This window comes from Paenibacillus sp. F4, from assembly GCF_002894905.1.
Classification (GTDB): Bacteria; Bacillota; Bacilli; order Paenibacillales; family Paenibacillaceae; genus Paenibacillus; species Paenibacillus polymyxa_B.
Genome location: NZ_POVS01000011.1, coordinates 44405 through 58595 on the forward strand (window position 1 = coordinate 44405; position 14191 = coordinate 58595).

General features: G+C 38.2%; 12 protein-coding genes. 10 read left to right on the forward strand and 2 right to left on the reverse strand.

What is annotated here, in order from left to right; genetic code table 11:
* The first annotated feature begins 5 nt into the window (after positions 1 to 5).
* The 4 genes from C1T21_RS11750 to C1T21_RS11760 all read left to right on the forward strand — a co-directional run bounded on the left by C1T21_RS11750 (position 6) and on the right by C1T21_RS11760 (position 6393).
* A complete protein-coding gene (locus tag C1T21_RS11750) occupies positions 6 to 2996 on the forward strand; it encodes a type I restriction endonuclease subunit R (protein WP_103048377.1) in 2991 nt (996 codons plus the stop codon).
* Between the two features lie 1596 nt (positions 2997 to 4592).
* The gene (locus C1T21_RS11755; protein WP_258012435.1) at positions 4593 to 5966 is read left to right on the forward strand and encodes a helix-turn-helix domain-containing protein; all 1374 of its coding nucleotides are present in this window, start codon (positions 4593 to 4595) and stop codon (positions 5964 to 5966) included.
* Positions 5956 to 6081 (forward strand): hypothetical protein, encoded by a 126-nt coding sequence (locus C1T21_RS27945; protein ID WP_258012436.1) that lies wholly within the window; start codon positions 5956 to 5958, stop codon positions 6079 to 6081. The genes C1T21_RS11755 and C1T21_RS27945 overlap by 11 nt, the downstream gene beginning before the upstream one ends.
* 132 nt (positions 6082 to 6213) lie before the next feature.
* Positions 6214 to 6393: an aspartyl-phosphate phosphatase Spo0E family protein gene (locus tag C1T21_RS11760; protein ID WP_180984582.1), complete on the forward strand. Its 180-nt coding sequence runs from the start codon at positions 6214 to 6216 to the stop codon at positions 6391 to 6393.
* A gap of 75 nt (positions 6394 to 6468) precedes the next feature.
* Here C1T21_RS11760 and C1T21_RS11765 read toward each other — a convergent pair whose 3' ends face one another.
* Entirely contained in the window at positions 6469 to 6897 is a 429-nt protein-coding gene (locus tag C1T21_RS11765) for an AbrB/MazE/SpoVT family DNA-binding domain-containing protein (RefSeq protein ID WP_103048378.1), read from the reverse strand.
* Between the two features lie 400 nt (positions 6898 to 7297).
* On the opposite strand from C1T21_RS11765, the gene C1T21_RS11770 reads away from it, so the two are divergent.
* The 5 genes from C1T21_RS11770 (at position 7298) to C1T21_RS11795 (ending at position 11556) form a co-directional block, all read left to right on the forward strand.
* Positions 7298 to 8113 (forward strand): hypothetical protein, encoded by an 816-nt coding sequence (locus C1T21_RS11770; protein ID WP_103048379.1) that lies wholly within the window; start codon positions 7298 to 7300, stop codon positions 8111 to 8113.
* Positions 8114 to 8254: 141 nt separating this feature from the next.
* On the forward strand, positions 8255 to 8443 hold the full coding sequence (locus C1T21_RS11775; RefSeq protein ID WP_103048380.1) for a hypothetical protein: 189 nt from the start codon (positions 8255 to 8257) through the stop codon (positions 8441 to 8443).
* Positions 8444 to 9835: 1392 nt separating this feature from the next.
* Positions 9836 to 10063 carry a DUF896 domain-containing protein gene (locus tag C1T21_RS11785; RefSeq protein WP_061830218.1) on the forward strand — a complete coding sequence of 76 codons (228 nt, stop codon included), beginning with the start codon at positions 9836 to 9838 and terminating at the stop codon, positions 10061 to 10063.
* A gap of 69 nt (positions 10064 to 10132) precedes the next feature.
* Positions 10133 to 10531 (forward strand): DoxX family protein, encoded by a 399-nt coding sequence (locus C1T21_RS11790; RefSeq protein WP_103048382.1) that lies wholly within the window; start codon positions 10133 to 10135, stop codon positions 10529 to 10531.
* A gap of 74 nt (positions 10532 to 10605) precedes the next feature.
* Positions 10606 to 11556 (forward strand): ring-cleaving dioxygenase, encoded by a 951-nt coding sequence (locus C1T21_RS11795; protein WP_103048383.1) that lies wholly within the window; start codon positions 10606 to 10608, stop codon positions 11554 to 11556.
* 117 nt (positions 11557 to 11673) lie between these two features.
* On the opposite strand, the gene C1T21_RS11800 is transcribed toward C1T21_RS11795, so the two are convergent.
* Complete coding sequence (locus C1T21_RS11800; protein WP_103048384.1) at positions 11674 to 12825, reverse strand: glycosyltransferase; 1152 nt, start codon at positions 12823 to 12825, stop codon at positions 11674 to 11676.
* Between the two features lie 356 nt (positions 12826 to 13181).
* Here C1T21_RS11800 and C1T21_RS11805 point away from each other — a divergent pair, with 356 nt between their 5' ends.
* Positions 13182 to 13904 (forward strand): GntR family transcriptional regulator, encoded by a 723-nt coding sequence (locus tag C1T21_RS11805; protein ID WP_023986502.1) that lies wholly within the window; start codon positions 13182 to 13184, stop codon positions 13902 to 13904.
* The last annotated feature ends 287 nt before the right edge of the window (positions 13905 to 14191 follow it).

Below are 14191 nucleotides of genomic sequence, written 5' to 3' on the forward strand. Positions count from 1 at the left end.
TTATGATGGCAGTGGATACTTCAGAAAAAGGCTTTGAAACGAATATTGAAGCGGCGTTAATTGCGAATGGCTATAACAAGCGTGTGTTAGAAGGAGAAGCAACTACTTCTTTCAAACAACATGCCATTGACGTAGAAGAGCTATTTGCATTTTTAGAAGATACACAGGAAAAACGTATGCGCACACTTGAGAAATCGTACGGTCCTTCTTATAAAGACGAAGTATTAAAACGTATTAAAGACCAACTACACCGTCAGGGCATAGTTGAATGTTTACGCAAAGGGATTAAAGACCGTGGTGTGACGTTACATCTTGCTTATAACAAGCCACCTACGGATATGAATAAGACATTAAATGAGCAATATACGAAAAATCGTTTTAACGTTGCTCGTCAAGTATATTATAGCGATAAGCATAACAACAGCTTGGATATGGTGTTGTTTTTAAACGGTTTACCTCTTGTTGTCATGGAGCTAAAAAACCTGCTTACCAATCAAACGGTTGAGCATGCGATGAAGCAGTTAAAGTTTGATCGTGATCCACGTGAGCAATTGTTTAAATTTAACGAACGTGTAGTTGTCTACTTTGCAGTAGACCCAGACGAAGTATTTATGACAACGGAGCTTAAAAAAGGAAAAACATACTTCTTACCATTTAACAAAGGTAACAATGGTGGAAAGGGTAATCCGTTAGTATATGGTGACAATTATCGTACGCATTATTTATGGGATGAGATTTTGGCACCGGATAGCTTGCTGGATATTCTGTATCGTTTCATTTTTATTAAGAAAGATGACATTAAAGATTCAAATGGTGACACGATTGGGGAGCGTCAAATGTTGATTTCCCCCCGTTTCCACCAGTTGGATGTTGTACGTAAATTAGAAGCTGATGTTACACAAAAGCTTATCGGTCATAACTATTTAATTCAGCATTCTGCAGGCTCTGGAAAAACGAACTCGATTTCGTGGTTAGCGCATCGTTTAGCGAAGTTGCATGATGAAGATAATAATCCGATTTTTAGTAGTGTTATCGTCATTACGGACCGTCGAGTGTTAGATAAGCAGTTGCAAGATGCTGTGTATCAGTTAGAACATAAGGCCGGGATGGTAGAACGAATTAATCAAGATTCAGACCAATTAGCACGTGCTATTAATAATGAGACACGTATCGTCATTACAACGCTGCAGAAGTTCCCGTACATTTTAGAGAAAGTTGCTGGCCTAGAACGTAAAAAGTATGCGGTAATCATCGATGAAGCGCACTCATCTCAAGGTGGTAAAGCTTCGACTGCGTTAACAAACGTATTATCGGACAAAACGTTAGAGGCCGCTTATGAGGAGGACCGTCTTGCTGAGGAAAACTTAGATGATGTCGATGAGAAAATTGTCGAGGCAATTGTAAAAAGTGGTAAGCAGGATAACGTTTCGTTCTTTGCGTTTACAGCAACACCTAAACCAAAAACATTAGAAAAGTTCGGTACAGTTGGGGCAGATGGCAAGCCACGTGCATTCCATCAATACACAATGCGACAGGCTATTGAAGAAGGTTTTATTTTGAATGTGTTAGAAAACTACACAACTTATAAAACGTTCTGGAAAATTGCAAAGACGGTTGAGGATGATCCAGAGGTATCGAAAAAACAAGCGACGAAAAAGCTTGCACAATATGTGTCGCTGCATCCTCATAGCATTGCTCAAAAAACAGAGATTATTATTGAGCATTATCGCCATTTCGTAAAGCGTAAAATTGGCGGACGTGCAAAAGCGATGGTTGTCACAGCAAGCCGTTTACACGCAGTCCGTTATAAACTGGCGTTTGACAAGTATATTGAAGAAATGGGTTATAATGATTTAAGAACGGTTGTCGCATTTTCTGGTACTGTTAAAGACGGTGAAATTAGTTATACAGAACCGGACATGAACGGTTTTTCTGAAAGAGAGTTACCCGAAAAATTCAATTCAGATGAGTACAAAGTGCTGCTTGTAGCCGAGAAATATCAAACAGGGTTTGATGAGCCACTGTTGCACACGATGTACGTAGATAAACCATTAAGTGGAATTAAAGCAGTACAAACATTATCTCGTTTAAATCGCACATGCCCTGGTAAGGAAGATACATTTGTATTAGATTTCATTAACGATCCAGAAGAAATCCAAGCATCGTTCCAGCCGTATTATGAATTGACAAGCCTATCTGAAATTACTGACCCGAACATTCTGTATGATATGCAGTCTGAAATTGAGCCGTATCAAGTGTTTACTGAGGAAGAAATACAAAAGGTAAATGAGATTGAAGTTACGGGCGGTGTGACGAAGTCGACAAAGGCCCAAACACAACTAAATGCTGTTTTGGATAAAGGTGTAGAACGCTACAAAAAACTTTCGGTAGAAGAACAGCTTGTATTTAAACAAGTTGCAACAAAGTTTACACGTACATATAGCTTTGTGCTGCAAGTTGTAACGTTTATCGATTTAGACTTACACAAGCTGTATATTTACTTAACTTATTTGCTACGCAAATTACCACGTGGCGCTGGTGATAAAGATGTTTATTTAGCGGATGATGTGGCACTTGAATACTACCGTAATCAAAAAGCATTCGAAGGCAGCATTGTACTTGAGGAAACGGGTGGATATGACTTAGAGCCACAGAAGCATGGTGCTGGTGGTGTACCTGAAGATGAGAAAGTACGCCTGTCGAGTGTTTTAGATAAGTTAAATGAGCGATTTGGTACGAACTTCACTGAAACAGATTACTTGTCACGTGAACAAGTGAAAGAAGACATGTTAAATAGTGAAGACATTCGCCAAAAAGCATTAAACAACACAAAGGAGAACTTCAAATTCGCATTCGAAAAATCATTTATGGATTTTGTCCTCGATCGTATGGGCAGTAATCAGGAGTTTTTTATGAAAATACTGGAGAATGAAGAGTTTAAGACTGTCATTATGGAAGATATGATGAATGAGGTTTATGGGGAAGTGAATAGTTAATAAAATCGACCTGTGCTGAGTTGTAGCGCTAACTATGTGAACTGAAAACTTATAAGAGAGTTACTTTTACGAATTATCCAATTAAGTTATAAAGCAATTACTGTTTGATGGACAACAATTTGTCCCCTCCTGGCATTTACCATCTACAAAACATTTACGATATTTTTTTAAAAGCAGATATTATCCCCAAAGGGCACTACTCATATCGCAAAGACGTTAGATACCCTCTTTGGAATTACTACATACATTCGGTGTGGCCGATATCAATCGCATTTGTATGTTGATCAGCAAAAATATCGCTTTATTTAGGATGCTGCTACGTTTGATTTAAATATGAAGGGACTTCCTTAGGAAAGTGAGGAGGCTGTACGCTACCTTCTCGAACTATCTCAGCATCAACCGTCGGGGAATTACAGTTTTGAACATCTATGATTCGCCGACTTCCCCCCTCTCTTTCATTTCGCTCTATATGATGATACGGAGACCTTAGAATCATCCTCACTCTGGGCAACTATTCCGAACAGTCTCAACAAGATTCGTCGGCGAATTGTGGATTTGAACAGCCACGGTTCGCCTCCATCTAAAAAACCCGCTCACTGAGCGGGTTTTTGCTTTTTATTGAGTTAAAATGTAGACCGAATGTAGACATGAAATTATTAAGGATCAAATTGTACTCGGATTTGTAGACATGATGTCTACAACCCTGTTTTGTAAAAAAATTATGCTTTGGATGCGACGATGATCAGCGATTTGGTATTAAAGTGGACCGATTGAGATTTAAAGGAAGCCAATAGCAGGAAACTATAGCCCCAGTCAGCTATACGTCCCTCTGCCGAATGTCTAGCTTAACATTTGTTTTAGGAGAATTGGAGCAATCGTAGCAGATTTACACAAGACACGCTTTTACTCTTGTAAATGATATATGGGTATCTGGCAAAAGGGAGGCGAGACAAATGCATGTCCATCTGCTCTATAATTTTGCTGCTTTAGATGTGCAACACGATTGCATTAAGTGGCTGTAGCCATAGTAAAAGGCTAGAGGTTGTTTTGACTTTTTATTATGTAAATTCTCATCTGTGTTGTTAAGCGTTTCATCATATTCTGACTTGGCACATGCATACAGAAGTTCAGTCAACCTAAGAAGTCTTTCCCAGCCTTCTGATGTTAACACATCTTAACGAAACGCACTATTGCGTCTAAAACTTTTACACTAAACAGGTGTTTTCAATTTCAGCCATTCCTAAATCCTCCTTTTTTGATTTACCTCATACACACACGACATTTCATTATTTACCATTTATCAATAACATATGTACGGTACAATAGACAGTCTGATTACGCACTTGTGTTTTAAGAAGTATAGGGATAACCAAAGAGCCGGAGGGACTGTGGTTTTTAGGTAGACCATATCAAAAAAAGAGGGGAGAATTATGAAGATAAGAACATTATGCCTATATAAAGAGTTTTTTAGATGTGCATATGAAAATATTCCAATAGATGGTATACTAATTCCAGTAATGCTGATATGCATTTGATTGTGAGAATTGTGTTTTAAAATGAATGATATCCTAGTTGATCTAAAAGGAGTGGTTTATTTTGTCCAACACAACTACGATACTCGCAGAACTGCTGAGCTATATGAAAGACAAAGAATTAAGTGTAAGCGATTTAGCTAGGGTTACCGATATGAATCCCGGTACAATTAGTGGTTTCGTCAATGGAAATCGCAAGCTCTCAGTTTATCAATTGGATAGATTCACCGACGCAATGGGGCATCCCGTGGGTTATTATTACGATTGGTATATTTCTGAGTACTTGGTCGATACCGAACCTAACTGGCGAAGAATGAGTCCCTTTTTGGAAAATTGTGCAAAATTGAATAAATTGGATTGCATACGGAAAGTTGTAGATATGTTGTTGGATAAATTAGGATATGCTATTCCGTTATTCGAATTAGCTGAACATTTTTTTGAAGAACGCTTGTATGAAGCGGCGGCTATACTGTATGAAAACGTGGCACTAACTGAGAAAAAACAGTATTCAGAGCGCTTGTCCATTTGCCATTACCGATTATTTCTCACTAGGCAAGGAGAAGACCAACAAAAGAACTACGAAGCAGCCATTCAATTTGAATGTTACGTGGATCGTCTAGATGAGGCTAACCAATTGGATGCATTAAAGGCTTTAGTGAATACATATCGTTCGTTGCGCAAATGGGATAAGGCTGACAAATTCGCTAAAGTGCTAGGATACAAAGCTGAAGTACAACACAAATTTAGTAAGAACAATAATGTTGATCGTGATGAAAACAATAAAAGATCATTCTATCCTGCATTTGTGTACTGGGCATTTGCGCATTTAATTCAAGCAGAAGTCTGTGATGCTAAAAAAGACTATGCGATGGGCTTTAAGCATATCCAATTATATGCTGATTTAAGTTGGGTACAGGAAACGGACGAAACGACGGTGAAATGGAAGAATCAATTTAAGGAGTGGGCAGGCGCTAATACATTTGTAAATAGGATTCTCGCGGGTGAAGTAAGCGTACTTCCCGATTATGTATCTTACTTTTCTGAAAGAAAAGACGAAATTCTTCCTGCCCTTGATATCATAATAGAAGCCGCTAACCAATATAATATTAATGTAGATGAAGTGCTTCAGAAATTTGATTCTGAAATAACATCATACATGGAACAACAGGTAAATGAAGGCAGATATAGTCAGCGATTCATTAACGGTCGTTTTATACATTTTTCAAAGGAATTATCAGTTTATTATTTGACCAAAGGAAGATTTACTGATGGCTTTAAATTTTTATTAAGTTGTTTGGAAAAATCTACATTAATCAATAATAAATCGTATATAATTAAAATTGTAAAATTGTTTGAGGAGTATGGGAAACATGCTTCCTCAGAGATAAATGAAGCTTACAAAAATTTAATTAAAGAGGTGGACGAAGATGAAGAGTAAAAAGATTTTGGCACTGATGGTAGCAAGTATCATAGCAGTAGCTATTGTGATTGTTCCTATACCTCCAGGCAGTGGTAATGGAGAAATTTCTCCAGCGCATCACGGCGAAATTTAATAAATCCAGCTTGAAAATAAGACCTACTCTAAGAGTGGGTCTTTTTCTTTTTAATATAGTTTTTACCAAACATATACTTTTCAATGGTTACCACATGACTCCCTAAAATAAGAGTACAAGGGAGGAATTGTGATGCAAACCGACAACATTTTGAGTCACCATGTAGAAACAGCTAGAAAAAAACTGCATGATCTTCAAAATAAATATGGCTTTGGTCACGCTAGCGTACTCAAACAATCAATGGTTCTGGACGAACTTATCAATCAATATCAATATACTTATTATAACCGTAAAAAAAATCCGACTGTTTGAATGCAGCGGATTTAGGCGAGTAATCTTTGGGGGCTCTACTCGCCTTTTATGTAGTACATTATTTAAGTGATGACATTACTCCTCCGACTTATTTTTAAGAAAATATGCATAAGTTGGTGAGATTTTTAGCAATTTGGCATAGGTTTTCATAGAGGCACGAGGATACTGTTTCATAAGATCTAGCAATAACTTAACCATATGTGCATCAGATAAATTTTGAATATCTTCTGTCGTAGAAGGTAGCTGATTTTCTGGGATTGGACTACCTTTGAGGCTATTTGCACAGTAGATACATACATAAGAATTTTTATGCTGAATCAATTGCTTGGTTTCCCCACATAGAAGACATGATTCGTTACCTACTCGACACATGATGATGGAATCCTCCGTAATGAAAAACTCCATTGGCGTGTCCTTGTTAATACCAAGTCTCCTTCTTATTTCTATAGGGATCACAATTCTCCCCAAACTGTCTAAATTTCTTGCCATTAACGCATCGCTCAACGTGTTCACTCCTTCAAATTATATGATCCTTATTTTATTAAATATAGGAAAATATGCCTTGGGTGAGTGAAAATTTATAAGCGAAAGGATAAATGTGGTAGTATGATACTTTAGTATAAATTTACATTTTATTCAAAAAAACATACAAAAGATACCTTATATATGATACGTTTGTAAGGTAGTAAAACAAATATAAGGGATGGTGATACGAATGCTGACAAGGTGATATTCTTCTGTTGAATAAAGAAGAAACTAGAAAATTGGAACTGTTGCAATCTGCGTGTCGTATTTTTCATTTTTTGTCCTACATCGATATGTTGGCCGTATGCCCAAGCTGTTCCCTGTTACTATAATTTCGAAACATGTAAGAGTTTTCAAAAAATTCAAGGAGGATTAATCATTGAATAAAAAAAGTGTATTTTCGGGATTATTGTCGCTATTTATGTTTTTTAGTTTATTAACGTCAGTGGGCGCTCAAGCAAGCAATGAAGTAGATCAAGGGATTATTCCTGCATTATCCGATGCCTCATCTGTTAGCGAGAGTACACTTGATGAGCACTTGCAAGAAATGGGATTTGAAACAACCGAAATTTCTACTTTGCCAATTGAGATGAAAAGAGATATTTCTTCTAAAGACGGCAAAAAGGTAGCTGCTCAAGAAGTGGACACTACTGTTACCATTACTGATGAAGAGGGAAATGTAGTAACTGACCAAGCTGCTACTAATCAGCTTGCTGCAAGTGCGACTCCTAATATTTCCGGTTATGCTGTGTACTCAGGCACATCTAACAACGGAAGAGAAAGAATTTATCAAGTTTATGCTACTTATAGATGGACTAGCAGTCCGTTTAATTTTTACACAGATAATTTAGCGATGGCTTGGCAGTCCAATGCCACTCCTACAGGTACTCCAAATGGACAACATACTGCGGGAGGGAATACTTATTCGAGTCCAGTTGATAAAGAAGAAGTCAGCGGTACTGCTTGGTTTGTAGATATGAAAGCTGGCGGAAGTACTACAGTTCAAAGTGGCTGGGGACGTCAAGAATTAAGATATGCAACTTCTTCCCAAGGGATTAATACCGCAATTGCAGTAGGATATTCACATAGAAACCTGCCTGGAAACGATACAGAGGTTAATTTAGGCTTTGGAGTTGTCTCCTTTGGCGGAATTGGCAAAACCGACTATACTGGTCGATTTAATTTTACAATTTAAATGTTTTTAGAATCATAGCGAATAAATCCCCCAATCATTCATAGAATGGTTGGAGGATTTATTATTACGAGCTAAACATATCTTCATCCTTTAATTTGTTTTATTATATAAGGATAATCATGAATTGAAGGGAGAACGATTATGATTGCATTCTATATTATTGGCACCTTCGTTGCTGTATGGGTACTGTCTTGGATTTTTGGAGCAATGGGTATTAATATTTTTGAAGGACCAAACGCTAGTGCGCTTTACTTCTATGGATCGATAATAATAGGAATTCTTCTTAATTTGAATAGTGAATTAAGAAATAATAAAAACAAGCAGCAGTAGATAGGAAACAAATGTCACAACTTCAACCTCTTTCGCTTTTCGAATTTTCATGTCGAATATCTGTTCCATCTCCATGGCCTTTTCTTTAATTCAGCAATATTCCTCTATTTTTTCCTTGCAATTCTTCAAGAATTTGCTTAATGATAACTAATGATATTTTATTCATTTCTCTACATTCTATTAATATAATATCTAAGGATAAATTAAGTATATTTATAAAATATAAAAGAACTAACATGGGAATAAAGGATGGGCGGGCGGAGGAGATAATAGAAATAGAGAAGCGAGAGCGAAGGGGGACGCCGGAAGGCCAAAAGATCCACCCGTCCCGGAAGGGGCAACACACAGACAAGAAAGGGGTTAAAAAGGGGTTGATCGGAGCGAGAGACGAGAGCGACAGAGGACGGATAGAAGAGAAGTAGAGAGGGCAAGGGGAAAGAAGATGGCCCCGAAGAGGGGACCAACCCGGTAGGGGAATGCCCCCCTACATTATAGCCTGATATTAATGGGAGCTAATCATTTGGAAATCCAACTTATTTGGAAAGCACCGAAAGGCATGAATTATTATAAAGATTCAGGAAACCATTCGTGTATCTAAAGTAATTGAAATGACACAAAGAGATTATGAAAATATCTATGAATTTAGGAACATTATAATACCTCGTTTTAAAGAGATATATAAGACATTGCCTATTAATATACATAAGGATATTTAATCCATATCTTTAGTACTTCAATTTTACATAAAGAAGAAAAGGAAAAAGGCATTATACATTATTCAGAGTATGGAGAACGTTATGGTATTATGATTACGAATTCCATGGATTGATTAAAGATGCATTATCAAGGTATGAAACAGCGTATTATAATTCTGTTAAGTAAAGACAGTGGTTGCAGAATAACATGGGGGATTATACTTGGGACAGGCTAAAACGTACAATATTTTGACCAAATACCCTGTTTTTTTGGGGGGTAGACTGTAGACGAGTTCAAAATATACAACAATTTTAGATAATAAGAATGGCACTTCATAGCAACTAACTCCCGAAAAGCCTTGTAGAATAAGGTTTTGGGGAAACCGTAACAGGGGTTCGACTCCCCTCGCCTCCATTTGAGTAAGACAAGAAAGCCATCAGCCAGTGATTCTGGTTGGTGGCTTTTTATTATGGCTCTAGTAATTGAGTTGAAGAGGTTTTACACAACTTGTAGCTTGAAGGTGTCTCTAAGTGTTTCGGCTGTTTTTTCTTTCACCTTTAAAAGCAACTCAAGCATTCAGCTTCTTTTCTTTTCGAAAAAGTATTGACACGGATAGAAAAGTATTATATCTTTATATCAAGATAAATAAATTAAAGATAAAAACAATCAGAAAATTTTGAATAGGGAGGTATACACATGATCACCATTTTAGAAAGAATTAATCAGCTCGCAAAAAAAGCAAAGGAAGTCGGATTAACTGAAATTGAAAAAACGGAACAAACGGATCTTCGCAAAGAATACCTTCAAATCTTTCGGGGTTCTGTACAAAGCATTCTCTTGAATGCTACGATTTATGATCCGAATGGAGATGATGTTACTCCTGAAAAACTTAGAAAAGAACAGGCCCGAATCGCTAAACAATAGATTTGGTTTCATCTAATATCTCTAATTTGATAATCTTTAAACAAAAATATAATATGGAGAGTGATTTTTATGTTGGCAAGTGGATTGTTACTGATACGTTTGGTGGTTGGATTGTTATTGGTGGGGCACGGAGCACAGAAACTTTTTGGCTGGTTTGGTGGCTATGGTCCAAAAGGTACTGGCGGTTGGATGGAATCGATAGGCATTAAGCCTGGAGTATTCATGGCAGTGTCTGCTGGGTTGATGGAATTGTTGGGAGGAGCTCTATTTGCTGTAGGACTACTCACTCCACTGGCTGCATTGTTGATTACGGTGACTATGCTCGGAGCAATTTTCAAAGTACATGGCCCAAACGGGATCTGGGCAACAGCTAATGGCTATGAATATCTGTTAGTTCTTATTGCAGTTGTAATCGGTATTGCGTTGACAGGGGCAGGTTCATATTCCATCGATGCATTACTTAGATAAAACATGATATTTAGGTCATTAAAAATCATCAACGACAAAAAACAAAGGTTCCTACGATTAAAGGAGGGTTTCATATGTCACTGCAAACTACAGGTATCCATCATATTACAGCTTTTGCCGGTAATCCGCAAAAAAATGTCGACTTCTATGCCGGCGTCCTGGGGCTTCGGTTAGTGAAGAAAACAATCAACTTCGATGCTCCTGAGGTTTACCACTTGTACTTTGGTAACGAGGCAGGAAGTCCTGGAACGATCATTACATTTTTCCCTGCACCAGGAACGCCCAAAGGACGAATCGGAGGAGGCCAGGTGGGCATAACCTCGTATGTGGTACCCCCAGGTTCACTTGATTTTTGGCAGCATCGTTTGGAAAGCTTTGATATTCAAGTTACAAAAACGAGCCGTTTTTCTGAACAATATCTTCAATTCGAGGATAATGAGGGTTTACGCCTTGAGCTTGTCGAACGTGAAGAGGGAGCGAATAGTACTTGGTCTTACGGTGGTATTCCGGCTGATAAAGCAATTAAGGGATTTGGAGGTGCCGTGCTATTTAGCGTCAATCCACAGAGGACGATGGATGCATTGGAGAGCATACTCGGATTTACGAAAATCGCTGAAGACGCAGAATATGCCCGTTATCAGTCCGTAGGAGAAATCGGCAACATCGTAGATGTTCCGCTCGCCAAAATGGGTTTAGGCTTTGGTGGAGCAGGCACGGTACATCACATTGCGTGGCGTGCAAAAGATTTTGAACAACATGAAGAATGGAGAAGCGCAGTCCAGCATTATGGATATCAGCCGACTCCAATCATAGACCGCCAATATTTTAATGCGATATATTTCAGAGAAGCGGGCGGCATCCTATTTGAAATTGCTACAGATCCACCGGGATTTGCTAATAATGAACCTGCTGAATCTTTGGGGCAGAAATTAATGCTGCCAGAGTGGTATGAACCGCAGCGGGCTCAAATCGAGGCGAATCTGCATCCTATTAAAGTGAGAACATTAACGGAAAAACAAAAGTAAGAAAAAGTTGCATATGACTCTTCCATAAGACAGCTTGCCGAGTTTGGCCTGCTCTCAGATGGAGGAGTCTTTTTATTACGGGAAAAATTCATGTGTTTCGTGGCCTTCCGCCTTTTGCTACTCCACCAGCTTTTCAGACTTCACTAGCATTTCTCGTAACACATGAGCGACTCGACTTTTCCGGTTCGCTGCTTTCTTTTTTATCAAGTGTAATGATTTTTTGTATGCATGAGTATGGCTTTGATCGTAGAACTGCTTGGCTGCAATGCGTAGTGTTCTTCTTAATAACAGTGCTGATGAGCGTGTTAACTTTGAACGGAATCCCCTGCGCAATACCCGCAATGTATTTTTGTAGGTCTCAAAATCCTCGGATGGAGGGATAAGGGCGAATAAATTTAACGAGGAGTCATTGAATCCGTAGGTTTCATACATGATTCTCAGATTTTCCGTATTTAACACGTTACCTCTGAGATAGGTTGGATGTTCCTGATGATATCCGACTACCTCTTTGATGCAATAAAAAGGGATTTTCAAGCGATGCAGTCTATAGCCAAGGTCCCAGTCCTCGAGTCCATACAGCACAAACCGTTCATTAAAACCTCCAATACGAATCAAGTGACTGCGTCTGATGGCTACACAACGAGTAACCAGCAGCATCCAGGGGGCTACGTCCGTTGAGGCAAATTGTTTCTGCGTATGGGGAGGAACCCTTGTGGGACTAACTACTTTAGACAGTGCACCCGTTTGGTGAAGGATATCTTCTGGGGTTATGATCGGAGTAATTTCGTTCGCTGCTTCATAGTCAGCATTCCATAAGTTGGACTGCGTAAGTATGTTGCGACATTGTTCTTTTTCTTCAGGAGAAAAGTCAGGGTAATAATGGGTAAAAGCATCGTCCCACGAGTGAGGAATGCCTGAAAGCACGGACTTGGGATATTTACGGTGATAACGGCTCACGATCCTAATAAATTCCGGTAATACTACAAAGTCAGCGTCGCAGAAGATGATGTATAGCCCTTTTGCACGGCGCAGTCCCAAATTTCGAACGGCAGATCGACCGCGTTGTTCCTGATGTGACACATAGATAAGAGGATAGGATGCTTTGAAGCCTTCGACCATTTCTTTCGTTCCATCTGTAGAACCGTCATCAGCTACAATGACTTCGAATAGTTGCTTTGGATAGGTTTGTGTCTCAAATGAAGCGAGTGTAAGCAACAATTGCTGGACTCGATTATAGGTTGGAATGATGACGCTGTAGCGGATAGCCAATATGATCTCCCCCCCACCATTCTTATTAGTGAACGTATGAACAAGATAAATAATAACAATGTATTCAAGGATTTTAGCCTGGTCTAGTCAAACATCCCTCAAGGTTCGAAACAGGCTTGGTCTTATTACCGATGTTATTAAGGTGGGGGGGCTGTATTTTCTGCTGTTTTGTAGATACGTTCCGTGGTGTTATGTATGTGTAATCATGGTATTATGCATAGAGATGTAAAGTAAAAGCGAGGACGCTTCCTATTCGGTTGAAAGTCCACTCAGCATACAGAAACAAACACGAGATGAAATGGGCAAGTTATGGTAAACTATATGGAGTTATAGAAGACCTGAAAGAGGAGTACTATATGACACAATTTGTCTATAAGCAAATTATTGACGATCTCAAGATGAAAATCTTTGCGGGAAAGTTTGCAGATATGAGATTGCCAGATGAACGTAGTCTTAGTGAGACTTACCAGGTTAGTCGTAGTTCAATTAAACGTGCTCTGACTAAAATGGAGAATGTCGGAATTATTTTCAAAAAACAAGGTTCCGGGACATTTATTAATCCATTATACATAAGAAATGAATCTATCTTTAACTACGAAGGCTCTAATCTAGGGGTCACTGATAATTTTCAAATGCATGGTAAAAAGCCTAAAATCAAAGTATTAAGTTTTGAGGTCATTCCGCCAACCGAAGAATTACAGCGTGATTTGTTCTTGGAGACTCATGATTTTGTTTACAAAATTGTCCGCTTACGTCTATTTGATGATGATCCTTTTATGATTGAAACAGGCTATATCCCCATTAAAATCGTCCAGAATTTAAATCAGACCATTATCGAGGGATCTATTTTTAATTATTTGGAAGACTCGCGGAACTTGGCCGTCACCAAATCTTTTTTATCCATTTTTGCAGAACCGTCTCAAGAGAATGATCAAAAGCTACTACATTTAAATGAAAATGAGCCTGTAGGTATTATGGAAGGTGTGTTCTTTTTAGATAACGGTACGCCATTTGAGTTTTCTCATATGCGATTTCATTACAAATATTTAAAATTTAATACCTTTGTATCGGTTCACTAATGATAAGACTGGAGAATTCTCCAGTCTTTTTTTTATGGTTTTTAGAAAAGGGTTGGAGCCTGCGATAGCTTCGTTTATAACAAATTTTATTGGTTTATACTTCTATATATATTAATGTAAGAGCTTTTTTACTGTCTTTTTAATTTATATTTCATAGTATGTTCAAAATTTCACAAAATTGGACCGTATCACTTGTGAAAAAGGTTGAATTAAATTGGCGTAGCGTTATGATGGACATGTAGATGAAATTTCCGGAAATAAATTACAAACAAAACTACTTAGGGAGT